This window comes from Streptococcus canis, from assembly GCF_900636575.1.
Taxonomy (GTDB): domain Bacteria; phylum Bacillota; class Bacilli; order Lactobacillales; family Streptococcaceae; genus Streptococcus; species Streptococcus canis.
In genome coordinates this window covers 1,823,654-1,848,845 of the sequence record NZ_LR134293.1, presented here as the reverse complement: position 1 = coordinate 1,848,845, position 25,192 = coordinate 1,823,654, and the positions used below count along the sequence as shown (strand labels likewise).

General features: G+C 38.9%; 26 protein-coding genes and 2 other annotated features. Of the genes, 22 read left to right on the top strand and 4 right to left on the bottom strand.

Features of this window, described 5'->3' with window-relative positions; genetic code table 11:
* Positions 1–51: 51 nt before the first annotated feature.
* From EL097_RS09350 to EL097_RS09320, 7 genes are all read left to right on the top strand, one after another.
* Positions 52–2,520 (top strand): LTA synthase family protein, encoded by a 2,469-nt coding sequence (locus tag EL097_RS09350; protein ID WP_099983059.1) that lies wholly within the window; start codon positions 52–54, stop codon positions 2,518–2,520.
* A gap of 156 nt (positions 2,521–2,676) precedes the next feature.
* Positions 2,677–3,693, top strand: a complete 1,017-nt coding sequence (gene galE, locus EL097_RS09345; protein ID WP_003048014.1) for a UDP-glucose 4-epimerase GalE — start codon at positions 2,677–2,679, stop codon at positions 3,691–3,693.
* A gap of 122 nt (positions 3,694–3,815) precedes the next feature.
* Complete coding sequence (locus tag EL097_RS09340) at positions 3,816–5,078, top strand: lipopolysaccharide biosynthesis protein (RefSeq protein WP_003048016.1); 1,263 nt, start codon at positions 3,816–3,818, stop codon at positions 5,076–5,078.
* Between the two features lie 180 nt (positions 5,079–5,258).
* Positions 5,259–5,462 (top strand): hypothetical protein, encoded by a 204-nt coding sequence (locus EL097_RS09335; RefSeq protein ID WP_003048018.1) that lies wholly within the window; start codon positions 5,259–5,261, stop codon positions 5,460–5,462.
* A gap of 602 nt (positions 5,463–6,064) precedes the next feature.
* Positions 6,065–6,253: an N-acetylmuramoyl-L-alanine amidase gene (locus tag EL097_RS11260; protein ID WP_081587264.1), complete on the top strand. Its 189-nt coding sequence runs from the start codon at positions 6,065–6,067 to the stop codon at positions 6,251–6,253.
* 80 nt (positions 6,254–6,333) lie between these two features.
* Positions 6,334–7,557: a peptidase T gene (gene pepT, locus EL097_RS09325; RefSeq protein WP_003048022.1), complete on the top strand. Its 1,224-nt coding sequence runs from the start codon at positions 6,334–6,336 to the stop codon at positions 7,555–7,557.
* Between the two features lie 43 nt (positions 7,558–7,600).
* Complete coding sequence (locus EL097_RS09320) at positions 7,601–8,089, top strand: EbsA family protein (RefSeq protein ID WP_003048023.1); 489 nt, start codon at positions 7,601–7,603, stop codon at positions 8,087–8,089.
* Here EL097_RS09320 and EL097_RS09315 read toward each other — a convergent pair.
* Complete coding sequence (locus EL097_RS09315; RefSeq protein ID WP_003048025.1) at positions 8,076–8,273, bottom strand: ferredoxin; 198 nt, start codon at positions 8,271–8,273, stop codon at positions 8,076–8,078. The two genes, EL097_RS09320 and EL097_RS09315, sit on opposite strands and share 14 nt — an antisense overlap.
* 47 nt (positions 8,274–8,320) lie before the next feature.
* Between EL097_RS09315 and EL097_RS09310 the strand changes: the two genes are divergently transcribed.
* The 5 genes from EL097_RS09310 (at position 8,321) to rplT (ending at position 10,840) form a co-directional block, all read left to right on the top strand.
* Positions 8,321–8,797 carry an SAG1386/EF1546 family surface-associated protein gene (locus EL097_RS09310; RefSeq protein ID WP_003048028.1) on the top strand — a complete coding sequence of 159 codons (477 nt, stop codon included), beginning with the start codon at positions 8,321–8,323 and terminating at the stop codon, positions 8,795–8,797.
* Positions 8,798–8,811: 14 nt separating this feature from the next.
* On the top strand, positions 8,812–9,492 hold the full coding sequence (cmk, locus tag EL097_RS09305) for a (d)CMP kinase (RefSeq protein ID WP_003048031.1): 681 nt from the start codon (positions 8,812–8,814) through the stop codon (positions 9,490–9,492).
* Positions 9,493–9,515: 23 nt separating this feature from the next.
* Positions 9,516–9,639: a sequence feature (ribosomal protein L20 leader region), on the top strand.
* 14 nt (positions 9,640–9,653) lie between these two features.
* A complete protein-coding gene (gene infC / locus EL097_RS09300) occupies positions 9,654–10,184 on the top strand; it encodes a translation initiation factor IF-3 (RefSeq protein ID WP_003048033.1) in 531 nt (176 codons plus the stop codon).
* Between the two features lie 40 nt (positions 10,185–10,224).
* Positions 10,225–10,422 (top strand): 50S ribosomal protein L35, encoded by a 198-nt coding sequence (gene rpmI, locus EL097_RS09295; RefSeq protein WP_002985151.1) that lies wholly within the window; start codon positions 10,225–10,227, stop codon positions 10,420–10,422.
* 58 nt (positions 10,423–10,480) lie between these two features.
* On the top strand, positions 10,481–10,840 hold the full coding sequence (gene rplT, locus EL097_RS09290) for a 50S ribosomal protein L20 (RefSeq protein ID WP_000124834.1): 360 nt from the start codon (positions 10,481–10,483) through the stop codon (positions 10,838–10,840).
* 318 nt (positions 10,841–11,158) lie between these two features.
* On the opposite strand, the gene EL097_RS09285 is transcribed toward rplT, so the two are convergent.
* On the bottom strand, positions 11,159–13,342 hold the full coding sequence (locus EL097_RS09285; protein WP_003048037.1) for an LTA synthase family protein: 2,184 nt from the start codon (positions 13,340–13,342) through the stop codon (positions 11,159–11,161).
* Positions 13,343–13,488: 146 nt separating this feature from the next.
* Here EL097_RS09285 and EL097_RS09275 point away from each other — a divergent pair, with 146 nt between their 5' ends.
* From EL097_RS09275 to gorA, 5 genes are all read left to right on the top strand, one after another.
* Entirely contained in the window at positions 13,489–14,652 is a 1,164-nt protein-coding gene (locus tag EL097_RS09275) for a class I SAM-dependent rRNA methyltransferase (RefSeq protein WP_003048038.1), read from the top strand.
* The gene (gene aroD / locus EL097_RS09270; protein WP_003048041.1) at positions 14,649–15,335 is read left to right on the top strand and encodes a type I 3-dehydroquinate dehydratase; all 687 of its coding nucleotides are present in this window, start codon (positions 14,649–14,651) and stop codon (positions 15,333–15,335) included. The genes EL097_RS09275 and aroD overlap by 4 nt, the downstream gene beginning before the upstream one ends.
* Positions 15,336–15,428: 93 nt before the next feature.
* Positions 15,429–16,595 carry a chorismate synthase gene (gene aroC, locus EL097_RS09265; protein WP_003048042.1) on the top strand — a complete coding sequence of 389 codons (1,167 nt, stop codon included), beginning with the start codon at positions 15,429–15,431 and terminating at the stop codon, positions 16,593–16,595.
* Between the two features lie 60 nt (positions 16,596–16,655).
* Positions 16,656–16,997 (top strand): YlbF/YmcA family competence regulator, encoded by a 342-nt coding sequence (locus tag EL097_RS09260; protein ID WP_003048044.1) that lies wholly within the window; start codon positions 16,656–16,658, stop codon positions 16,995–16,997.
* A gap of 220 nt (positions 16,998–17,217) precedes the next feature.
* On the top strand, positions 17,218–18,570 hold the full coding sequence (gene gorA / locus EL097_RS09255) for a glutathione-disulfide reductase (protein ID WP_003048046.1): 1,353 nt from the start codon (positions 17,218–17,220) through the stop codon (positions 18,568–18,570).
* A gap of 74 nt (positions 18,571–18,644) precedes the next feature.
* On the opposite strand, the gene EL097_RS09250 is transcribed toward gorA, so the two are convergent.
* Together EL097_RS09250 and EL097_RS09245 are read right to left on the bottom strand one after the other, a co-directional pair.
* Positions 18,645–19,919 carry a folylpolyglutamate synthase/dihydrofolate synthase family protein gene (locus tag EL097_RS09250; protein ID WP_003048048.1) on the bottom strand — a complete coding sequence of 425 codons (1,275 nt, stop codon included), beginning with the start codon at positions 19,917–19,919 and terminating at the stop codon, positions 18,645–18,647.
* 29 nt (positions 19,920–19,948) lie between these two features.
* Complete coding sequence (locus EL097_RS09245; RefSeq protein ID WP_003048050.1) at positions 19,949–20,386, bottom strand: DUF6556 family protein; 438 nt, start codon at positions 20,384–20,386, stop codon at positions 19,949–19,951.
* A gap of 232 nt (positions 20,387–20,618) precedes the next feature.
* Between EL097_RS09245 and EL097_RS09240 the strand changes: the two genes are divergently transcribed.
* The 5 genes from EL097_RS09240 to EL097_RS09220 all read left to right on the top strand — a co-directional run bounded on the left by EL097_RS09240 (position 20,619) and on the right by EL097_RS09220 (position 25,179).
* A complete protein-coding gene (locus EL097_RS09240; protein ID WP_003048052.1) occupies positions 20,619–21,761 on the top strand; it encodes a cysteine desulfurase family protein in 1,143 nt (380 codons plus the stop codon).
* A 1-nt stretch (position 21,762) separates the two neighbouring features.
* Positions 21,763–22,977: a tRNA uracil 4-sulfurtransferase ThiI gene (thiI, locus tag EL097_RS09235; RefSeq protein WP_003048054.1), complete on the top strand. Its 1,215-nt coding sequence runs from the start codon at positions 21,763–21,765 to the stop codon at positions 22,975–22,977.
* Between the two features lie 136 nt (positions 22,978–23,113).
* Positions 23,114–24,313 (top strand): CapA family protein, encoded by a 1,200-nt coding sequence (locus tag EL097_RS09230; RefSeq protein ID WP_003048056.1) that lies wholly within the window; start codon positions 23,114–23,116, stop codon positions 24,311–24,313.
* A gap of 104 nt (positions 24,314–24,417) precedes the next feature.
* Positions 24,418–24,492, top strand: a sequence feature (ribosomal protein L21 leader region).
* 34 nt (positions 24,493–24,526) lie between these two features.
* Positions 24,527–24,841 carry a 50S ribosomal protein L21 gene (rplU, locus tag EL097_RS09225; RefSeq protein ID WP_002985116.1) on the top strand — a complete coding sequence of 105 codons (315 nt, stop codon included), beginning with the start codon at positions 24,527–24,529 and terminating at the stop codon, positions 24,839–24,841.
* Positions 24,842–24,852: 11 nt separating this feature from the next.
* A complete protein-coding gene (locus EL097_RS09220; RefSeq protein ID WP_003048058.1) occupies positions 24,853–25,179 on the top strand; it encodes a ribosomal-processing cysteine protease Prp in 327 nt (108 codons plus the stop codon).
* Positions 25,180–25,192 lie beyond the last annotated feature (13 nt).

Here is a 25,192-nt window from a genome sequence, read left to right as displayed (position 1 = left end):
CAAGGTGATAGCAGGTCTAAATGGTTTAGTAAGGAGTGTTTTATCAGACCGATGATGACATTAAAAGTACCGACATGGGAGGAGACTAAGAAGTGGTTAGTTGAGAACTATTATTCCTTAATAGAGTTTCTTGTGATAGCCACTCTATTTTTCCATGCCACGATTACTTATCTGATTTTAGAAAATTTTCCGCAAGTTACGAGCACTTTTGGTCATGTCTTGTATGATGTGTTTTTATTTGTTAGTTTGGGACTTGTACTTGCAAATATCATGACAAAGAGGTTTTGGTTATATGGCGGCTTGTCTTGGCTCTATGCCATGGTTTCGACTTATCTGATCAGGGCTAATCAACTGAAGAATGTTGAAACGTTCGATTTATTTGACGTTTTCAAAAACCTTGAGTTCAATACTGGTTTTTATCAAAACTTAGTGCTCCTTTTAGTGCTCTCTTGGGTGTTTAGAAGGATTCTTCGCTCGAGCCAACGATTTAGTGTCCTTCGAATTTTTTCAGAGAAAAAGGATAGTTTCCTAGGAAGTCAATTTGTTGTCTTTAGCCTTTTGACGAGTTCAGCTTTTAAACGACTGTTGTTGACTAATCCCTTTTTCCCAGTTAAAGACGCATCTGGCCAACTTCAGTTAGGCAACTTCTGGCTTTATTGTTTACTGGCCTATGTGTTGATTTCCAGCATTAGTTTTATAGTGGCGAGAGGATTTTGGGATTTGAGACACTATAAGCCTAGTCTCAGTCTAGCTATTGGAACTAGTCTGTTATTTGCTATGATATTTAACGTGGCGATTCAAGCAGGGATTCCTGTGCGTGGTCCTTTAAGAGATATTTACTTGGTGCCTGGAGCAACCCTTTTTCAGGTCTTGGTTCTTTTTTGTCTTTTTACCCTAATCTATCTGTTAGTGAATCGCTATCTTACCGCTACAGTACTTAATCTTTTCATTGGAATTGCAGTAGCAGTGATTAATATTGAAAAATTTAAGGTAAGAAGTGAGCCTTTCTTGTTATCAGACCTAGCTTGGTTTAGAGAAATTACATTTTTCCTTGATTATATTCCAGTCTCTAAATTAATGTTTTCGGTTGTCTTTTTATGCTTAGTGATTTTTTCATTATGGTATTTTAGAAAACGTCTTTTTGTTGGGAAAATTGTTCCTTCTTTAGCAATCCGTTTGTTGTTGATTGTCCTGATTTTTCTGCCTTATCAGAAGATATACCGTACTTTTAGTGCTAATGAAAATGGTCGTATTGCTGAGGGCACCCCACTTTTGACCAAGCTTTATAATGTTTATGATTTGGATTGGCGGGGACTTACGGAGAATGCGCGCTTACAATCCTTAAGTTTTGTCTGGTTTAAGCAGTTAACTAGCAAAACTATCAATAAACCTAAGGAGTATAGTAAAGCTTCTATTGATAAGATTTACCATAAATACAGCCAACTAGCAACCACTCTTAATAAGAACAGAAAAGAGCATATTTCAGATCGTACAGTGATTTATGTCCTTAGTGAGAGTCTGGCTGACCCTAGCCGTATTTCTGGTGTAAAGATGTCAAGAGATGTCATTCCTACGATAAATCAGTTAAAACAACACTACACAAGTGGGTTGATGAAATCGGATGGTTATGGTGGTGGTACGGCTAACATGGAATTTCAGACCTTGATTGGCTTACCAATGTACAATCTCAATACAACAGTTTCAGTCTTGTACTCGGATGTTTTTCCAAAGCTCAATTACATTCCTTCTATCAGCAATTACTACAAAAAGAAGAATCGTTATGCTGTTCATCTAGCCAGTGCGAACAATTATTCTCGTAAGACGGTCTATTCTAAGTTGGACTTTAATAAGTTTATTGCTTTAGATGGGACACCAGACAAAGCTAAATTTTTGAAGCCAGCCAGTTCGAGTTATAGTGACCAATCCACCTATGACAATGTGTTAGAGTATTTAGATCCTAAAGAAAGTCAATTTTTCTCAGTCATGACCATGCAAAATCATAGTCCTTGGTATGCTGATCCTGGTGATTTAGATGTCTCTAAAGAAGGCTTTTCCGTTAATGAGAACTATAATCTGGTTAACTATTCCAAGCTGCTAGAATTAACAGATCAGGACACCAAAGCATTTTTAGAACGCCTTTCAAAAATAGACAAGCCGATTTCAGTTGTTTTTTATGGTGATCACTTGCCAGGACTTTACCCAGAAATGGCCTTTAAAGATAACCCTGAATTGAAGTATCTCACAGATTATTTTATCTGGAGTAATGATGCCAAGGTCAAATTGGATTATCCGTTATTAAATTCAAGTGACTTCACCCCGGCCTTACTTGCGCATACTAATTCAAAAGTATCTCCTTACTATGCTTTGTTAACAGCAGTGATGAATAAAGCAAGTGTTGGTCACAGAAATCTGACGAAAGATCAAAAAATCATTGCTAACGATTTGAAGTTATTAGAATATGACTTAATTGAAGGAAAAGGCTACATCGCAAATCACAAGGATTTCTTTTTGACCCCATGATAAGGTGAAATAAGGTATAATAGATAGAGCAGTGTCTAACCTGTGTTGGAAGTAATTTTCTAATAGTGACAGGCGATGATGCGTATAAAGTAAATAGGTGATGGTTTAGAAACGAAGCATTTGCTTGGTTATAAAGGATTATCTAGGAGGTATATGATGAGTACAATTTTAGTAACAGGCGGTGCAGGTTATATCGGGTCACATACCTGTGTTGAATTATTAGAAAAAGGGCACGATCTTGTGGTTGTTGATAATTTAGAGAATGCTAACCCTAAAAGTTTAAAAGTGGTTGAGGAACTAACTGGAAAACCAATTACCTTTTACCAGACTGATATTTTAGATGAAGCTGGTCTAGAGGCTATTTTTAGCAAGCATGAGATTTCAGCTGTTATTCATTTTGCTGGTCTCAAAGCAGTAGGAGAGTCAACACAGATGCCTCTCAAATATTTCACCACCAATATTTCTGGAACCTTGACTTTGTTACGTGTTATGGCTAAGCATCAGTGTAAAAATATTATTTTTAGCTCGTCGGCTACTGTTTATGGTGACCCTCATAAAGTTCCAATTACAGAAGATTTTCCTCTATCTGTGACCAATCCTTATGGGCGTACTAAATTAATGGTTGAAGAGATCCTAAAAGATGTTTATGAATCTGATAAGAGTTGGAATATTGTTATTTTGCGTTATTTCAATCCTATTGGAGCGCACCAATCAGGAGAACTTGGGGAAGACCCAACAGGTATTCCAAATAACCTTGTTCCTTATGTGACCCAAGTAGCTGTTGGTCGTTTAGAACGCATTGGTGTCTTTGGAGATGACTATGACACGCCAGATGGAACAGGTGTAAGGGACTATATTCACGTTGTTGACCTTGCTAAAGGACATGTAGCAGCCTTGCAAAAACTGGTTCCAAATTCAGGACTATCCATTTATAACTTGGGAACAGGGAATGGCTATTCTGTGTTAGATATTGTCAAAACCATGTCAGAAGTTGTTGGAAAAGCTATTCCTTATCAGATTCAACCAAGACGTGCTGGTGATATTGCGGTTTGTTATGCAGATAGTAACAAAGCCAAAGAAGACCTTGGCTGGCAGGCCAAATATGATATTAGGCGCATGTGTCAAGATCATTGGCGTTGGCAAAGCAAGCATCCGAACGGTTTTCAGGATTAGACCGCATCTTGTGAACATCAATTAGAATTAGCAGTTACCTTATTTTCGTTGTGAAATAAGCTTAACTGCTAATTTATTTCCTTTCCAACCTAGTAATTGTAGAAGTAGATGGTAATGTATTAATGACAGCAAAAAAAAGTTTTATTTGGAATATGCTAGGCAGTTTATCTGCAGCAGCTATTTCTGTTGTGTTACTGATGGTTGTAACGAGGTTTTTAACTCCGATTGATTCAGATAGCTATGCCTTTGCCTATTCTTTTGCTAATATGATGGTTGTTATTGCGCTTTTTCAAGTTCGTAATTACCAAGCGACAGATATTGGAGAAAAGTATTCTTTTTCTCAATATTTTCTGGCAAGGCTAATCACCTGTTTTTTAATGTTAGCTATTTCGGGAATTTATCTTCTTGTTACATCGCATGATGCTTATAAAAGTCAGGTGATTTTGTTGGTCTGTCTTTACCGTTTGACAGATGCTTTTTCTGATTTGTATCAAGGAATGTTCCAACAACATGAACGTCTGGACATTGCAGGCAAGTCGCTAACGTTTAGAAATAGTTTAATCTTTATTATCTATACCCTCATCATTATTTGTTTTAGAAATTTAGTATTTGCCCTACAAGTGACCTGTCTCCTATCCTTTCTGTTTATTCTTTTTTATGATGTCAGAAAAGGACGTTCTTTTGAAACGGTAGCATTTTGCAGCTTTAAGAATCGCGATAATCAGCTAAAGAGTCTTCAACTGCTAAAAGAGAGTTTTCCTCTGTTTTTAAACGGTTTTCTAATTATTTATATTTACACACAACCTAAGTATGCGATTGAAACCCTGACCCACTTGAATAAAATTCCTCTTGGCTCTCAAACCATTTTCAATATTTTATTTATGCCAGCCTTTGTAATGAATCTGATGATGCTGTTTTTCAGGCCGCATATCACGCAAATGGCTATTGCTTTAGTGAAGAGACAAGTGGAGCGTTTCAAGACCATACAAGTGACTTTGTTTTCTTATTTAGCTAGTTTGATGGTAGTTGTCCTGATAGGTAGTGGCTTGCTAGGAATTCCTTTTTTATCTCTCTTATACGCCACTCCTCTAAAGGCATTTTGGTTAGCCTTTATGACCATTATGCTAGGGGGGGCTGTCGGTAGTTTTGCGACAGCTATTGACAATATCTTGACAGCTATGCGTAAACAGCAATATTTATTGATTCCCTACATGGGTAGTTTCCTTGTTTCTTTGTTCATCACCAGTGATTTAGTTGAAACCTATCATATTTTTGGAGCAGCCTTGAGTTTCCTATTAACCATGACTGTTTGGTTATTCTTGTCGGTCTTTCTCTATGTCATCATTATGAAGCGGTTTAAAAAAGAACTTATTCAAGGAAAATAGATTTTTAGTCACAAATGGCTAGATTACTCTTATGTATAATACAGATGACGTCAGCTACTCTTTTAGAGGAGCTGATTCTTAATAGGAATAGGGGATTAGAAATTGAAAACATTAGGTAAAAAGAAACAATAGCTTTTGTGGGCAAGTGTCATCTTGGCTAACTTTTTAGCAAGCCAGTAAGTGAAGGCAGATGAATTAGTAAGAACTCAGCCAGAAGTGGTAAATCAAACAGCAGGAGATGTTAGTAGTAATCAGTTGCCAAATGAAGTGGCTCATTTGACACATCGGGCTTGGGACATGCCAGCAGTTGAGATGGGAGATAGGGCAGCTACCATCAGAAATCAAGCTGCAGTGAACAAGGCTGTTATTACCTTGGTGGAGTAGATGAAACAGTTAGCCAGTCAGCTGAGCCCAAATTAACTTACAGTAGCCATGTTGAAAATGTTGGTTGGTAAGATTGGGTTTATGATAGCCGTATAGCGGGAACTGCTGGTCAATCTAAAGCTATTGAAATTCTTTTGGTTGATAAAATCAAGAATCCAATAGGAACCTCCGTATCGCAGGGAATTATAAAGTGCTGAATCACATGATTTAGTTGGATGTAGATCATGGTGGACAGATCCTAGAGTTGTTTAGTATCATCAAACAGAAGAAGGCTTTGCATTTAGTGATGCAAGAATGCGCTAAAACTAAGTTAGAAATGACTGGTTATCAGGTGGTTAGCACACATAAATGAGATAATGTTGTTAGCCCATTAGACAGGTCAATCAAAGCTAATAAGGGTCTATCCGATATTTTGTTAGTATTCATTTTATTAAGACATCTATTAACAGCAATATTAATGGGGTTGAAACTTATTATTATGAATATGATAGGGGTTACCCAGCACATGTCAATGCAGCTTATCACAATAATTCAGACTGTTTGTCAAGGGGAGTTTATTTAGCGCAGACGATTCAAGTTGCAACAACCCAAATCCAAGAACAATGGTGTGCTTAGGAATATCTGTCCTTAGAGAAGCGACGGCTCCAGCAGTTTTGCTGGAACTTGGCTACATGTCTAATTCGAAAAAATCTGTTGTGGTTCATTCCAGTGTCTATCAAGAAAAGCTAGTACGAGGAATTGTTTCAGGTATTTTTTTCTTATTATTATCAATTTTTAGTTTAATCAACTAAGGCTTTAAAAAACTTAGCTTGAATAAGTTTTTTAAAGCCTTTTATGCTATAATTAAATTGAGAAATTATTGAGGTGACCTATGAAGTATGAGAATTTGTTAGATCGATTTATTAAATATGTCAAAGTTAATACAAGAAGCAATCCAGACAGTGAGACTATTCCTAGTACTGAAAGTCAAACAGCATTTGCATTAACTCTTTTAAAGCCCGAAATGGAAGCCGTTGGTTTACAAGATGTTCATTATAATCCAGCTAACGGTTACCTTATTGGAACTCTGCCTGCCAACAATCCAGCCTTGACGCGTAAAATCGGGTTTATCGCCCACATAGATACAGCTGATTTTAATGCTGAAAATGTTAGCCCACAAGTCATTGACAATTATCAAGGTGGGAACATTCCTTTAGGAAATTCTGGTTATGCTTTAATTCCCGAAGAGTTTCCAAATCTTAACAATTACATCGGTCAAACAGTGATTACAACAGATGGCACAACGCTTTTAGGAGCAGATGACAAGTCTGGTATCGCTGAAATCATGACGGCGATCGAATTCTTAACCTCACATCCGCAGATAGACCATTGTGACATCAAGGTTGCTTTTGGTCCTGACGAAGAAATTGGAGTAGGGGCTGACAAGTTTGACGTTACGGACTTTGATGTGGATTTTGCCTATACGATCGATGGTGGGCCTCTTGGTGAACTGCAATACGAAACCTTTAGTGCTGCAAGTTTGGAAGTGACTTTCTTAGGAAGAAATGTTCATCCTGGAACAGCTAAAGATCAGATGATTAATGCTCTTCAATTAGCCATAGATTTTCATAGTCAGTTACCAGAGGAAGACCGACCTGAAAAAACAGATGGTTATCAAGGTTTCTATCACTTGATGGGATTGACTGGAACGGTTGAAGAGGCTCACGCGTCTTATATTATTCGTGATTTTGAGGAAGCATCATTTGAAGCCAGAAAAGAAAAGGTCAGAGAGTTAGCTCAAACCATGAATAGCCAATTGGGCACAGAGCGTGTTCTGATTACTCTTACTGATCAGTATTACAACATGAAAAAAGTCATTGAAAAAGACATGACACCTGTTAATTTAGCAAAAGAAGTAATGGAAGAGCTTTACATTAAACCTGTTATCGAACCTATTCGTGGTGGGACAGACGGCTCTAAAATTTCATTTATGGGTATTCCAACCCCCAACATTTTTGCTGGTGGTGAAAATATGCATGGTCGTTTTGAGTTTGTCAGCCTTCAGACAATGGAGCAGGCTGTTGATGTGATTCTTGGTATTGTGCGCAAGCCTTAATCACTATAAAGAGCTAGAATTTAGTAGAGGTGACTGACAAAAAATGATTAAAATTTTTGGTAAAATAAGGTATCACTGGCAGCCAGAATTGTCTTGGTCCATTATCTACTGGTCCATTGCATTTGCACCTATTTTCATAGGATTGTCCTTATTATATGAACGCACAGAAATACCAAGTCGTGTCTTTATCTTATTTGCTATTTTTGCTGTCTTGGTCGGTATTGGTCTGCATCGCTATTTTATTATCGAAAATAATGGTGTTTTGAGGATTGTCTCCTTCAAATTATTTGGGCCTCACAAGTTAATGATTGAAAACATTAGTAAGGTAGAAGTTACCAAATCAACTCTTTCTCTATATGTTGGGGAAAAAAGTTACCTCTTTTACATGCGCAAATGGCCTAAGAAATATTTTCTTGATGCCTTAGCTGTCAATCCTTATTTTAAGGGAGAGGTTGTTTTGATGGATAACTTGATTAAGCTAGACTATTTTGAAGCTTACCAATATGATAAAAAAGCCCTTACTCGAGGGTAAGGGCTTTGGTTGGGCAAGTTTTGACAGCTAAAATGGTATCCTTGTCAGAAGGATCAATGGTTTGACTTGTTTCAAGTGAGTTTGAAAATGTGACGATACCGTCGTCATGATAATCAAAGAGAGATGAATAGGTCTGGCACAGGCCGCAAGCAATACATTTTTCTGGAATAATAGATACTTTCATAAGTATTATTCTAATATGATTTTGTTAATTTAACAAGGGGGAAGATCATGGCCAAAGAACCATGGGAAGAAAAAATTGTCGATGACAACAAAGAAACAAGAACACGTCAATCAAGAAGCGCTCTCATTAGCACACCTTGGTTAACAGCTTTGTTAAGTATTTTCTTTGTCGTCATTGTTGCGATACTCTTTATTTTCTTCTATACATCAAACAGTGGTAGCGATAAACAGGCTGAAATAACTGGTTTTTATGGAGCTTCAACACATAAAAAGGTTAAAAAAGCATCTAGTACTAAGAAGACACCAAGTAGTTCAACAACTAAGGAAACAACAGCTTCTAGCGAAGAGCCACCTGCCTCAACAGAGGTGGCTAGTGAAACCATTACTGTATTGGCAGGAGAGGGAGCAGCCTCTATTGCAGCACGTGCGGGTATTTCTGTGGAACAGTTACAAGCACTTAATCCGGATCACATGACGCAAGGGTATTGGTATGCCAATCCAGGAGATCAAGTGATTATTAAATAATGGAAGAGGAAAAAATGAAAGCAATTAAAATTGCGATTGATGGACCAGCTTCAAGTGGAAAAAGTACAGTAGCCAAGATTATTGCAAAAAATCTTGGCTACACTTATTTAGACACTGGTGCCATGTATCGCTCAGCAACTTATATCGCATTAACACATGGTTACTCGGATAAACAAGTCCCGCTTATTTTAGAAGAATTGGCTAAGCATCCTATTTCTTTTCACAAGGCAGCAGATGGCTCACAGTTGGTCTACCTTGGTAATGAGGATGTGAGCTTAGCCATTAGACAAAATGATGTCACCAACAATGTCTCATGGGTGTCAGCCTTACCAGAAATTCGAGAGGAATTGGTTCAACAACAAAGACGAATTGCCCAAGAAGGAGGCATTATCATGGATGGGCGTGACATCGGAACAGTTGTTCTCCCAGATGCGGAACTAAAAATCTTTTTAGTGGCTTCTGTGGAAGAGCGGGCAGAGCGCCGTTATAAGGAAAATCTAGAAAAAGGGATTGAAACGGATTTTGAGACGCTAAAAGAAGAGATAGCAGCTCGTGATTACAAGGATAGTCATCGCAAAGTTTCACCTTTAAAAGCAGCTGAAGATGCTCTTGTTTTTGACACAACTGGTGTCTCTATTGAGGGCGTTGTTCAATTTATCCAAGAAAAAGCAGAAAAAATGGTTGACTTGGCCTAGAGCCTATGTTAGAATAGTAACAATGAGAAAAGCAGAAGTGAGAGCTTCTCGCCTTGCGACTTAGGTTGTCTGGCCCTAACATGTCAAATTCCTTTGGAATATTATGTGTGCGGGCTTGATTTATCAAGTCCGCTTTCGTTTTTCTCTAAAAAAATAAAGAGGTGAAGATCATAGCTAAAAAGGATCTATTCATTAATGATGAAATTCGCGTTCGCGAAGTTCGTCTAGTTGGTCTTGAAGGTGAACAATTAGGTATTAAACCACTATCTGAAGCGCAATCATTGGCTGATGCTTCAAATGTTGACTTGGTTTTAATCCAGCCACAAGCTGTTCCTCCTGTTGCCAAACTTATGGACTATGGAAAGTTCAAATTTGAGTATCAAAAGAAACAGAAAGAACAACGCAAAAAACAAAGCGTTGTGACTATAAAAGAAGTTCGTCTCAGTCCAGTTATCGATAAAGGTGACTTTGAAACAAAACTTCGTAATGGTCGTAAGTTCCTTGAAAAAGGGAATAAAGTCAAGGTTTCTATTCGTTTCAAAGGACGTATGATTACTCATAAAGAGATTGGTGCCAAGGTACTAGCTGACTTTGCTGAAGCGACTCAAGATATTGCTATCATTGAGCAACGAGCAAAAATGGATGGACGCCAAATGTTTATGCAACTTGCACCCATTTCAGACAAGAAGTAATTGTCATAGTTTCATTATATCTTAAGAGGAGAATACTAAAATGCCAAAACAAAAAACACACCGCGCATCAGCTAAACGTTTTAAACGTACAGGTTCAGGCGGTTTGAAACGCTTCCGTGCCTTCACATCACACCGTTTCCATGGAAAAACTAAAAAACAACGTCGTCATCTTCGTAAAGCTGGTTTGGTAAGCTCAGGAGATTTCAAACGTATCAAAGCAATGGTTACTGGCCTTTAAGATTAGGTTTTGTAGACATTTACTAGCATTATAAGAATTATTTGAAGGAGAACTATTAATGGCACGTGTTAAAGGTGGCGTTGTTTCACGCAAACGTCGTAAACGTATTTTAAAATTAGCTAAAGGTTACTATGGAGCAAAACACATCTTGTTCCGTACTGCAAAAGAGCAAGTGATGAACTCTTACTACTATGCATACCGTGACCGTCGTCAGAAAAAACGTGATTTCCGTAAATTATGGATCACTCGTATCAACGCGGCTGCGCGTATGAACGGTTTATCATACTCACAATTGATGCATGGTTTGAAACTTGCTGAAATCGAAGTAAACCGTAAAATGCTTGCTGATTTAGCAGTTAATGATGCAGCAGCTTTCACAGCTCTTGCTGATGCAGCTAAAGCAAAACTTGGCAAATAATCAAAACACAGCTAAAGGAGATGAACGTATAGGTTCTCTCCTTTTTTGTACTTTTAACGTTGATAAGAAAGAGACAGATAACGATTGATGCTGACTGAATGAGTTTCTCAAAAGTTTGTTCTCTAGTAGGAGCATAAGGAGGTAGCTCAATGAAGTTACTGGAAGGAGATAGTGATTCGTGGTACTGGACGGACATCACATTGGGTGAAGGACTAAATTGTAGTGACTTTGGACGGCATGTGTAGTTAAAATAAGGTCTTAGGCAAACAAAAAGAGGCCGGAAACATAATCCTGCCTCTGACTAGATGGTTGAGATTTTTAGTGTTTGTTTTTACCTTCCTCTTCTTTTGGCTCAGAAGGGGTCGCGGTCTCTGTCTTTTCAGCTTCCTTAGGGTTAAGTTCCAAATAAGAAGGTGCTTTAAAGAGTTTTTGTGTTGATTTATTACCGTTTTTACTATATAAACTGGTTGAATGAGAGTCAAGTTTAGCTGAAATATCTTTCATCTGTTTTAGTTGTTTGGTGTAAATAAATTGATTAGGATCAATCACTTTTAAACCGTTATCCGTATCGAAGCGCAAGAGATCACCTGTTTGGACAGCGTCACTGGCTGCTAACTGTCGAGCAACAGCAGCACGGATTTCTTTTGTTTTAGCCATAGTCATCTCATCAGGATTCGTAATTTCTAACCCTGTTTGAGTGTTGTAAAGGCGACCACTATAATTGGTGTACTCTGGTGTCATATAGGTGCCCGATGTACGTTGAGCCACAATCTGGCTGTTTTGTGGTGATAACAAGTCTTGACCAAGTTGCACAAGGTTGCTAGTATCAATACCGAGGATGTGCAGCAAGGTAGGTAGGGCATCAATTTCGCCTCCGAAGGTTTCCTTAATACCACCATTCGTATAACCTGGGATATGAACCATGTAAGGAACGCGCTGCAGCATAGCATTGTCGTATTCTGACCAGGTCTCAGAATCTTTATCAAGAAGAGGTGCAAGGCTAGCATTACGAGAATTGGAAATACCATAATGGTCGCCATATAAAACAAAGATAGAGTTGTCATATAGGCCAGTTGCCTTCAAATAATCAAAAAAGGATTTTAAGGCGGAATCTAAGTAATTAGCCGTAGCAAAATAGCCATTGATGGTTTCGTCATCTGTTTTAGCTAATGGGAAACCTTCTTCATTGCTTTCGCCTTTTAGACTGGTATAAGGGTAGTGATTACTTACGGTAATAAATTTGGTATAGAAAGGCTGTTGCATTTGCTCAAGGTACTTAATGGAATCCTTAAACATATACTTATCATTTAACCCATATTGGAAAGAGTTTTTATCAGTTTGTTTTGAGAAGTAGCTAGAATCAAAGAAGTAATTGTATCCCCACTGTTTGTAAGCATTGTTACGGTTCCAGAAGGTTCCGACGTTCCCGTGGAATACAGCACTGGTGTATCCTCCATTTTGAGCAAGAATACCAGGAGTAGCAAATTGTGTGTTTTCTCCTCCATAGTTAACCATGAACGAGCCGCTATTTAAGCCAAATAGAGAATTTTCCATCATGGTTTCGGCGTCGGATGTTTTTCCTGCCTTGACTTGGTGGAAGAAGTTTGAAAAGGCTAATGTAGACTTAGAGTGGTAGAGAGAGTTGATGAAGGGTGTAACTTCGTATTCTTTATCGCCATCTTTTAATTTGTAGTCGATAAGGAATTGTTGGAAACTTTCCAAGTGGATAACAATAACATTTTTACCTTTTCCAATTCCAAAATATTGAGGATCAGGAGCGGCATAATGTTCTTTAACGTATGATTTAACATCAACCAATTCTTCTGCAGTAGCTCCATTTCGTTCTTTTTGAGCTTGATAGGTTTGATTACCACTGTATAATGTAAAGGCAGGTAAGCCCAAGGCTCTCACGATATAAGTGTTTGAAAAGCCACGTGTTAGTAGTTCGGGTCGATCAATTTCTGCTAAAAAGAGGTTAACCGAAAGGAGCAAGCTAGAAAGGGCTGTGACAGCAAAAGCTGCACGCTTATTAAAAGGACGATAGTCTTTTTTGATCTTTTTAGTGATAGTCATGCTAATCAAAATAATAAAATCAAGAATGTAGACAATGTCCCAAATACGTAGAAGGTTTAAGGCAGAGTCTCCTAAACCAGCTGAAACCTTACTACTAGCTAGCATGGCACTAACCGTGATAAAATCTGAAAATTCTCGGTAATAAATAGCATTTGAGATTAAGAGCAGGTTGAGGATAATATAAACAACCCAAGAGCTGATGTAGAAGACTCGTGTATTCTTAATATAAAGGGCAAATCCCAATAGTAGTAATGCTAATGGGATTGGGTTGATAATAGTTAGAAAGATCTGGTATAAGTTTCCCAAATCTAGCGAAAAGTCTGTATGATATGCCCATAGGGTCTTTAGCCAATAGCAGACGAGTAGTGTAATAATAAATCCTAATCTTGTATTGATAAAGCCTATGATAAATGGTTTAAATGTCTTCACAGTAGGAACTTCCTTATCATTTTTTCCTAAAGATATAATCTCCAAATAAAATCTCAAACTAAATTATATCAAAAATATGAGCCTAATGCTTGTCATAAGTTTAAATTTAGTAGGATTTTTTATCAGATTTTGTTATAATAAAAACTATGGATAAACTCTATATTGATTCTTTTGTCGCAAAGAAGTTAACAGCAGGGGTACAATTATTAGATGAAAGAGATTTTCCTGGTATAAAGGAAAAGAATCAATTGGTTCAACTGATAACCAAATCCAATCGTTTCATTGGAACCGCTTATATTTCTAAGCAAAATAAAGGGATTGGTTGGTATCTAGGACCTGACGTGGTCACTTTATCTGTGCCTTATTTTGTCAACTTATTCACAGTTGCCAAGGCTAAAAGACATGATTTTGCTCAGTCAGATATGACCAATGCTTATCGCCTTTTTAATCAAGAAGGGGATGATTTTGGAGGGGTAACGGTTGACCTTTATAAAGATTTTGCACTCTTTTCATGGTACAATGCTTTTGTCTATGACAAAAAAGAAATGATTATGGAGGCCTTTCAACAGGTTTTTCCTGAGGTCAAAGGAGCCTATGAAAAGTGTCGATTTAAAGGCCCAGCTGTTGAATCCGCTCATTTGTATGGTGAGCAGGCACAAGAAACTTTTTCGATTTTGGAAAATGGTGTGGCCTATCAAGTTTTCTTGAATGATGGTTTAATGACAGGTATTTTCCTAGACCAACATGATGTTAGAAGAGCGCTAGTAGATGGTTTAGCTTTGGGCAAGTCCCTTCTAAACATGTTTTCCTATACAGCTGCCTTTTCTGTGGCTGCTGCTATAGGTGGTGCCATCGAAACCACTTCTGTGGACTTGGCTAAACGCTCAAGGGAATTGTCGCTAGCTCATTTCGAGCAGAACCGGCTAGACTTAGCCTCACATCATTTTGTGGTGATGGATGTTTTTGAATACTTCAAATACGCTAAGCGGAAAAAGTTAACCTTTGATGTGATTGTGATTGACCCACCCAGCTTTGCTAGAAATAAAAAACAAACCTTCTCTGTGAGCAAGGATTACCACAAATTAATCACAGAGGCCTTGGACATATTGAATCCTAAGGGAACTATTATCGCTTCAACAAATGCTGCTAATATGACTGTTAGCCAGTTCAAAAAGCAAATTATCAAGGGATTTGGAAGTCGTCGTCCTGAGTCTATGACTCTCCAGCAGCTTCCGAGTGACTTTACTATTAATAAAGCAGATGAAAGAAGTAATTATTTAAAGGTATTTACTATAAAGGTACGAGAATGAGAATTGTAGCACCAGTCATGCCAAGAAATTTTGACGAGGCTCAAGCCATTGATGTTTCCAAGTATGAAGACGTCAATTTAATTGAATGGCGAGCGGACTTTCTTCCTAAGGAAGACATTGTCTCAGTAGCGCCAGCTATTTTTGAAAAATTTGCTGGCAGAGAAATTATCTTTACCCTTCGCACAGACCAAGAAGGGGGACATATTACCCTTTCGGATCAGGAATATGTTGATTTAATCAAAGAAATCAATGCCATTTATAATCCTGACTATATTGATTTTGAATATTTCAGTCATAAGACCGTCTTCCATGAAATGCTTGATTTTCCAAATCTTGTCTTGTCTTATCATAATTTTGAGGAGACTCCTGAAAATTTAATGGAAGCCTTCTCCGAAATGACCAAGTTGGCACCGCGAGTGGTTAAAATCGCTGTGATGCCCCAGAGCAAACAAGATGTTCTAGATTTGATGAACTATACCAGAGGTTTTAAGACGCTCAATCCTGAACAAGAATTTGCGACCATGTCTATGGGAAAGCTTGGTAGGTTATCACGTTTAGCAGGGGATGTGGTTGGGTCTTCTTGGACTTTTGTTTCACTTGATCAAGCTAGTGCACCCGGTCAGATTACCCTTAGTGATATGAAACGTGTGATTGAAGTATTAGAAGCAGATACTTCCCATTAATGAAAGAGAAGACCAAAACATTATTCCCTTAAACAACGAGGAGTAATGTTTTTCCTTTACATGGAGAAAAAGACGAAGTTAAAGGAGATTAGGATGCGCTATTTGACAGCAGGGGAATCTCATGGCCCCTCCTTAACAGCTATTATTGAAGGCATACCAGCAGGATTAAGTCTCTGTCCGGCGGATATTGATCACGAGTTACAGCGACGTCAGGGAGGCTATGGCCGAGGTGCCAGAATGTCTATTGAGACTGATCGGGTTCAAATATCCTCAGGAGTTCGTCATGGCAAAACAACAGGGGCACCTATTACCTTAACGGTAATTAATAAGGATCATCAAAAATGGATGGATGTTATGGCTGTTGAGGCTGTTGAGGCTGGTTTAAAAGGCAAGCGGCGCGTTAAACACCCTAGACCAGGGCATGCAGATTTGGTTGGGGGCATCAAGTACCATTTTGACGATTTAAGAAATGCTTTGGAGCGTTCCTCTGCCAGAGAAACAACCATGCGAGTGGCTGTAGGAGCTATCGCGAAGCGCTTATTGGCTGAGTTAGGTGTTGAGATGTTCAACCATATTTTGGTATTTGGAGGGATTGCTATTTCTAGTCCTGAGGGGATGTCTCTGGCGGAAATGCGGGAAACAGCACGCCATTCGGACTTGTCTATCATCAACCCTTATCAAGAAGAAGAAATCAAAGCCCATATTGATGCCATCAAAAAAGAAGGAGATACTATCGGTGGTATTATTGAAACAATAGTGCAAGGGGTGCCAGCGGGACTTGGTTCCTATGTCCAATGGGACAGAAAATTAGATGCTAAGTTAGCGCAAGCAGTTCTATCCATTAATGCCTTTAAAGGAGTTGAATTTGGGGTTGGCTTTGATATGGGATTCCAAAAGGGATCTCAGGTTATGGATGAAATCATCTGGGACTCTGTTCAGGGTTATGGCCGTCAGACAAACCACTTAGGTGGTTTTGAGGGAGGAATGACAAATGGGCAGCCCCTTATGATTAAAGGGGTCATGAAGCCTATTCCAACCCTGTACAAACCTCTAATGTCAGTCGATATTGATAGTCATGAACCTTATAAGGCTACAGTAGAGCGGTCTGATCCGACAGCTCTACCAGCTGCTGGTGTCATTATGGAAAATGTGGTAGCGACGGTGCTGGCCCAAGAGATTTTAGATACCTTCTCTTCTGATACCATGCTTGATTTACAACAAGCTTTTACAGACTATTGTGCCTATGTCAAGCAATTTTAGATAGCGAGATACTGGCTTTTATGGTATGATACAGGTATTAATGAACAAAAGGAGACTGTCATGTCACAAGAAATTTACGACTATGCTAATCAACTTGAAAGAGCAGTTCGTGCTCTGCCAGAATACCAAAAAGTTTTAGAAGTGAAAGAGACAATTAAAGCAGATGCTGTCGCTAGCCAGCTATTTGACGAGTTTGTTGCGATGCAAGAAAAGATTCAAGGAATGATGCAAAGTGGTCAAATGCCAACAGCTGAAGAACAATCCAGTATTCAAGAACTTAGCCAAAAGATTGAAGACAATGCCCAGTTAAAAGCTTATTTTGAAGCACAACAGGCCTTGTCTGTTTATATGAGTGATATTGAACGTATCGTATTTGCACCTTTGAAAGATTTGGTCAAATAAGCCAATTAAGATAGAAAAAACAGATTGCTGGCAGCTTGTCAGAATCTGTTTTTTAGTGTTTATTTTCTTTGTATCAGAAAGTTGAGTCCCTTTCTGATTTGTGATATAGTCAAATAAAGTGACCAGAATAAGTAGGCCGGTAGTGGTTTTAATGAAGGAGAAGTTGCCTTCTAACTGGTTATGTTAAAATATCAGTATTAGAAAGTAAAAGGTGATAAAAATGGTTATTCCTTATGATTATATTGTCATTGGCGGAGGGAGTGCAGGAATTGCTTCTGCTAACAGGGCAGCTATGTACGGCGCTAAAGTATTATTAGCTGAAGGAAAAGAGATTGGTGGCACTTGTGTTAATTTAGGCTGTGTTCCTAAAAAAGTCATGTGGTACGGCGCTCAAGTGGCTGACATTTTAGGGACTTACGCTGAGGACTATGGCTTTGACCTTAAGGAGAAAACATTTGATTTTAAACGATTAAAGGCAAATCGCCAAGCTTATATTGAGCGAATTCATGCTTCTTATGAGCGAGGATTTGAGCAGAATGGTGTTGACCGTATTTACGATTATGCTGTTTTCAGAGATGCTCATACGGTCGAAATTGCAGGGCAGCTTTATACTGCACCGCATATTTTGATTGCCACAGGAGGTCATCCTGTTTTTCCAGATATTGAAGGGGCAGAATATGGCATCAGCTCGGATGGCTTTTTTGCCTTGGATGAGGTACCAAAACGCACAGCTGTGGTTGGGGCAGGTTACATTGCTGTCGAACTGGCAGGTGTGTTACAAGCCTTGGGCTCAAAGACAGATTTATTTATCCGTTACGATCGACCTTTAAGAAGTTTTGACAAGGCCATTGTGGATCTTTTACTTGAGGAAATGGCAGTTAGTGGTCCTCGCTTACACCCTTATTCAGAAGTCAAAAAAGTGGTTCAAAACGAGGATAGCTCTTTAACCCTATATCTCCAAGATGGCAAAGAAGTTGAGGTTGACCAGCTCATTTGGGCGATTGGTCGTAAGCCTAATTTAGAAGGCTTTGGTCTTGATAAAACTGGTGTGATGTTAAATGATAAAGGCTATATTGAGACAGACGCCTATGAAAACACGTCTGTCAAAGGCATTTATGCCGTGGGAGATGTTAATGGGAAACTGGCTTTAACCCCAGTTGCTGTGGCAGCTGGACGCCGCCTATCAGAGCGTCTTTTCAATGGCAAAACAGATGAGAAATTGGACTACCAAAATGTTGCTACTGTAATTTTTAGTCATCCTGTTATTGGCTCTGTTGGCTTATCTGAAGAAGCAGCAGTCAAAAAGTATGGCCAAGAAGCGGTTAAAACCTATCAATCACGTTTTACGTCTATGTTTACTGCTGTCACTAATCATCGCCAACCTTGTCTGATGAAGTTGGTAACGGTCGGGGATACCGAAAAAATTGTTGGTCTTCACGGGATTGGATATGGAGTTGACGAAATGATTCAGGGCTTTGCAGTAGCCATCAAAATGGGAGCAACCAAGGCAGATTTTGATAACACCGTTGCTATTCACCCAACTGGCTCAGAAGAATTTGTAACCATGCGCTAAAAAATAGAAAAGCAAAAAAAAACGATACTAGCAGTTTTGAGGAAAACCTTCCAAGCTATGAGTATCGTTTTTTCTTAGTTAGTGATAGGAGATGTTTTGAAGAGACTCTCTTTACTTAGGCAAAATTGTCTTACTTCTGAAATAAAGTAAAGGGAGCCTGTGACCACAAAGAGATCTTCAGATGTCAAAGAGACTTGTAACCACTTGGCAAAATCGTTAACACGGTGATACTTGTTAGGATAGTTGTTAAGAGGGTTTGCTTCTGGAAAATCAAAAGTAGTTACAGAAATATCAAAAGGTTCTAGTTGTGCCAGCAAGTCGGCCAAGGGCTTACGCTTGAGACCGGCAAAGAGAATATGGATATGGCGGTTGGGAAATTCTTCCTGCAATAGACACTTTAATTTGGCAATGGAATCTGGATTATGGGCGCCATCTAATAGAAGATTAGGTCGGATAAATTCGGACCGCCCAGGCCAAGTTGTTGCCTCAATCCCTCTTTGAATGCTTTTGGGAGAAATATTTGGAAAGGTTTTGGTTAATAATTGGGCAGTCATAATAGCAAGGCAGGCATTTGCTGTTTGATGCCGACCTAATAGTTTGAGTCGGAGTTTGGTTAAGGTCAGATTATCGTGTTGAAAAGAAAATGTCTTTCCTGAAGGATTTAGCAAAAAATCTTTTCCTAATTGGTAGAGGTGTGAACCGGATTTTTGGGTGACTTGCTGAAAGACTTGACTAGCCTCCTGCTCAAGTTGACCGATAATAACGGGTTCTTTAGCCTTGATAACACCAGCTTTTTGTTGAGCAATATCAGCTAACGTATAACCTAAACGTTCTTGGTGGTCAAAACTAATGGAAGGGCATACGACGGCCAGAGCATGAAAAACATTGGTTGCGTCGGTCTTCCCTCCAATCCCTGCCTCAATAATGGCAATATCAACAGGTCTAAGATTGGCAAAGTAGTAAAACATCATGAGCGTTACCAACTCAAACTCAGTAGGTCGATCCCAATTTGTTTCAAGGGACATTTTAGTGAGAACAGGTCTAATCACGCTCACACATTGCGCCAAGTCTTGATCTGAAATGGGTTGACCATTAAGGCAAATCCGATCGTGAAAAGAAACGATAAAAGGAGATGTAAAGGTTCCGACCTGATAACCAGAAGTTGACAGGATATGCTGTAAGTAGGCTGTCACAGAGCCCTTGCCGTTAGTTCCAACAACGTGAATAGCAGGGAATTTGTCTTGTGGCCGACCTAATGCTTCAAGTAACCAAGCCATTCTGGCCAAATCGGTCTTGCGACCATTAGCCTTAAAGGTATGAATCCAGGAAATGCTATCATAGGTAGTCATCACTATTTCTTGTCCTTCTAACAGTGCTTTTAAGGGTTGGTAGGAAGACCAGTATTAGCATCTCCAGTTCCATTAGGAAGTTGCGTTCCTTCAGTGGCTGATGGTGTCTCAGGCGTAGTAGGATTTGCCTCGTTGTGAGAGGGTGTGCTAGTAGAAGATGATGGAAGAGTTGTCTTATTATCATCTATGGTTTCTGAGGTGCCTGTATGGCTTTGATTACCTTGAGAAGACTCTTTTTCAATAATCTTAACAATGGTATTACTTGATTCTTTAGGTGTATCATTAGAGGTCTTATCTGGTACTGGCTGCAGTGCTCTTGTAATGGTAATGCTTGCCACGATGATACTCAAAATACTACCAATAAGCGCAATGGATTTTTGAAAAGCTGTAAAACCTGTTTTAATATGTTGGGTGGAGACACCTCCTGATTTACGAGGTTTTTGTTGACGGGAATAACGTGATGACATATTTCTCTCCTCTAAATCATCGTAATGCTAGGGTTAAGAAAGAGGAAACAGAAGTCTATCTCTTTCTTAACGCTTCATCTATCAGTATAATCTAGAAAAAAAGTGAAGTCAACGGTTTACCTTATGTCTAGGACAAGGACGTCCTATAGGCTTCCTGTAATACGAATATTCTTGATTTCATTTTAATCATTTTGTGATACAATAAAGTATTGAGTAAAAATGAAGGTGACACATGATTTATTTTGATAATGCAGCCACAACCATACCTTATGGAGAGGTTCTTAAAACTTACCAAGAAGTAGCAACAAAAATATATGGCAACCCCTCAAGTTTGCACCAGTTGGGGACAAATGCGTTTCGTATTTTAGAAGCGTCTCGCAAGCAAATTGCTGACTTACTGAGTGTCAAGCCAGAGGAAATCTTTTTCACCTCTGGTGGAACAGAAAGTGATAATTGGGCTATTAAGGGGATTGCTTTTGAAAAAGCTACTTTTGGAAAGCATATTATTATTTCGGCTATTGAACATCCTGCCGTGAGTGAAAGTGCCAAATGGCTTCGCACACAAGGATTTGAAGTTTCTTGTGCACCAGTGACAGCACAGGGAGTTGTTGATGTGGATGCTTTAGCTACGCTGATTAGACCAGACACCATTTTAATCTCAATCATGGCTGTCAATAATGAAATGGGAGCTATTCAACCTATTAAAGCCATTTCACACTTATTGGCCAACCAACCAACCATTACCTTCCACGTTGATGCTGTTCAAGCCATTGGTAAAATATCAGTCAGTGACTATATGACCAATCGTGTGGATCTGGCTTCTTTTTCAGGACACAAATTTCATGGTGTTCGTGGTGTTGGTTTCCTTTATAAAAAAGCAGGCAAGCGGCTCAATCCTCTCTTGACAGGTGGCGGTCAAGAACAAGAGTTGCGTTCAACTACTGAAAATGTTGCAGGGATTGCTAGTATGGCCAAAGCATTAAGAATAGTCACTGAAAAACAAGTAAAAGTCTTGCCTAAACTAATAGCGATGCGAGATGTGATTTACAAAGCTTTGTCAGCTTATCCAGATGTGACAATATTTTCAGGTCAAGAAGGCTTTGCTCCAAATATTTTGACCTTTGGGATTAGAGGAGTGCGAGGAGAAGTAATTGTCCATGCCTTTGAAAAGCACGAGATTTATATTTCAACCACAAGTGCATGTTCGTCCAAGGCAGGCAATCCAGCAGGAAGCCTAGTGGCTATGGGAGTTCCTGTGAAAGCTGCCCAGACAGCCGTCCGTATTAGTCTAGATGATGATAACGACATGGGCCAAGTAGAGCAATTTTTAACAATATTCAAACAGATTTATGATAAAACACAGAAAGTTAGGTAAGATGAACTATTCAGAAATTATGGTTCGCCATGGTGAACTATCAACTAAAGGGAAGAATCGCATGCGATTCATTAATAAGCTTAAAAATAATATTCAGGACGTATTAGCTCCTTTCCCAGCTATTACTGTCCGTTCAGATCGTGATAGGACCCATGTGTATCTAAATGGCACAGATTATCAGCCTGTTGTAGAAGCTTTAAAACTAGTATTTGGTATTCAAGCCCTGTCTCCAGTTTATAAAATTGAAAAAAGTGTCCCTCTCTTGGTAACGGCTGTTCAAGAGATTATGACCTCTCTGTATCATGAAGGCTTGACCTTTAAAATTGCCAGCAAGCGCAGTGATCATCAGTTTGAATTGGATAGTCGTGAGCTTAACAGTCTTCTCGGCGGAGCTGTTTTTGAGGTTCTCCCAAATATCCAAGCTCAAATGAAGCGTCCTGATGTGACCCTCAAAGTTGAAATTCGTGATGAAGCGGCCTACATTTCTTATGAAGAGATTAAGGGAGCTGGTGGACTGCCAGTAGGTACTTCAGGCAAGGGAATGTTAATGTTATCAGGTGGGATTGATTCACCAGTGGCTGGATACTTGGCTCTTAAACGTGGTCTTGATATTGAAGCAGTGCATTTTGCTAGTCCTCCTTACACCAGTCCAGGTGCCTTGGCAAAGGCCCAAGACCTCACTCGCCGCTTAACCCGTTTTGGTGGAAATATCCAATTTATTGAGGTTCCCTTTACGGAAATTCAAGAAGAGATTAAGAATAAAGCTCCAGAGGCTTACCTCATGACCTTGACCCGCCGTTTTATGATGCGGATTACAGATGCTATTCGTGAGCAACGTAAGGGTCTTGTTATTGTTAACGGTGAAAGCCTTGGACAGGTCGCCAGCCAAACCCTTGAAAGCATGCAGGCGATTAATGCAGTAACGTCAACCCCAATTATTAGACCAGTCGTGACAATGGATAAACTTGAAATTATCGAGATGGCTCAGGCGATTGATACGTTTGATATTTCTATTCAGCCTTTTGAAGATTGCTGTACTATTTTTGCACCAGATCGTCCTAAAACTAACCCTAAACTAAGCAACGTTGAAAAATATGAAGAACGCTTTGACATTGATGGTCTTGTCCAGCGTGCTGTGTCAGGAATTATCGTAACAGAAATCACACCTGAAGTGGTTAATGATGAAGTTGAAAACCTCATAGATGCCTTACTCTAAAAGAAAAGGTCAAGTGTGAACCTTTTAGCAGTTAGTAGTGATACTATTGAAAAGCCTTTATAAGGGCTTTTTTGCTGCAATGAAGGAGGAAAATTGTGAGGCAAGATGTTATAATAGAGAAAAAGGAGGGCGTGTCTTGATTAAAAATATTCAGTACAAAAAAACAATGGCAACAGTTGTTGCACTTATCGCTGCACTTTTGCTATTTGGTTTAATTTATGACCTACTTGGATTTCAAAAAAATGAACTAGCAACTCAAAAATCTGCTCAGCAAAAAGTCAAAACAGCACGTGTGGTTGCTAATGGTGACATTTTGATTCATGATATTCTTTACATGAGTGCTAGAAAAGCTGATGATACCTATGATTTTAATCCTTATTTTGAATATGTCAAGGACTGGATTAGTAAGGCTGATTTAGCGATTGGAGATTATGAAGGGACCATTAGCCCAGACTATCCCTTAGCAGGCTACCCCTTGTTTAATGCTCCAGAAGAGATTGCAAGTGCCCTCAAAAAGACTGGTTATGATGTGGTTGATTTAGCCCATAATCATATTTTAGATTCGCAATTGGAAGGTGCCCTCAATACCAAAAAGGTTTTTCATCAACTAGGCATAGACAGTATTGGCATTTATGATAAAGATCGTTCAAAAGAACCCTTCTTAATTAAAAATGTCAATGGTATCAAAATTGCGATACTGGGTTATTCTTATGGTTACAATGGCATGGAGGCCACTCTTAGCAAGGACGAGTATGACAAACATATGTCTGATTTAGATGAAGCTAAAATGAAAAAAGAACTTCAGCTAGCTGAAAAGAAGGCTGATGTGACCATTGTCATGCCACAAATGGGAACAGAATATGCCTTAGAACCGACAGCAGAGCAAAAAGAACTTTATCACAAAATGATTGATTGGGGAGCTGATGTTGTTCTAGGAGGCCATCCGCATGTTATTGAACCATCCGAGACGATTGTCAAAGGTAAGGAGAAAAAACTTATTATTTATTCCATGGGGAATTTCATTTCAAATCAACGTCTTGAAACGTTAGATGATATTTGGACCGAGCGTGGTTTACTAATGGATCTTACCTTTGAGAAAAGGGGCAAAAAAACAACGATTAAAACAGTTAAAGCACATCCAACCATGGTTTTAGCCAAGGCAAAAGGGATTTATGGCAAGGAAGGTTTTGAACTTTATAACTATCGCACCATGGTTTTAGAAGATTTTATCAAAGGTGGAAAATACTATAATAAAATTGACGATGCTACCAAAGAAAAAGCAACCCTTGCTTATCAAGAGATTAAAGACTTGGTTCATCTCAACTGGAGGTCTTAGATCAGACAGTAGAAGAGCTAGCTTTCAAAAAATTCATCAATAAGACTAATTTTCCTTGATAAAAAATAATAATGGTGCTAAAATAGTAGCGTTGACTAAATGCACATCCTGTGCAACCGCACGAAAATCGTTTTCAAGTAGACCAAGTCTCACGATTACAGGCGAGTCTTCACAGAGGGAGACCTCAAGTAAAAATTATATAGGAGGTGCATCATGAGCACATACGCAATCATCAAAACTGGTGGAAAACAAGTTAAAGTTGAAGTAGGTCAAGCAATCTACGTTGAGAAAATTGACGCTGAAGCTGGCGCAGAGGTTACTTTTAACGAAGTTGTTCTTGTCGGTGGTGACAAAACTGTAGTTGGTACTCCAGTTGTTGAAGGGGCTACTGTTGTTGGAACTGTTGAAAAGCAAGGAAAACAAAAGAAAGTTGTAACATTCAAGTACAAACCTAAAAAAGGTAGCCACCGTAAACAAGGTCATCGTCAACCTTACACTAAAGTTGTCATCAACGCAATCAACGCTTAATTTACTAGCTTATGATTAAAGCAATTTTTACTCGCCAAAAAGATGGTCAATTGAGCAGTGTTACACTGACAGGTCATGCTGGTAGTGGTAAACATGGCTTTGATATTGTCTGTGCTTCTGTTAGTACTCTAGCTATTAACTTTGTTAATTCTCTTGAAGTGTTAGCAGATTGCCAAGCAGCAGTAAATCTTAATGAGGTTGAAGGTGGGTATATGGCTATTACGATACCACCGCATGACAACCAGGAGAAAGTTCAACTATTATTTGAATCTTTTCTTCTAGGAATGACCAGTTTGGCAAAAGATTCTTCGAAATTTGTCAACACGCAGGTCATCTAAATTTATTTTAAGA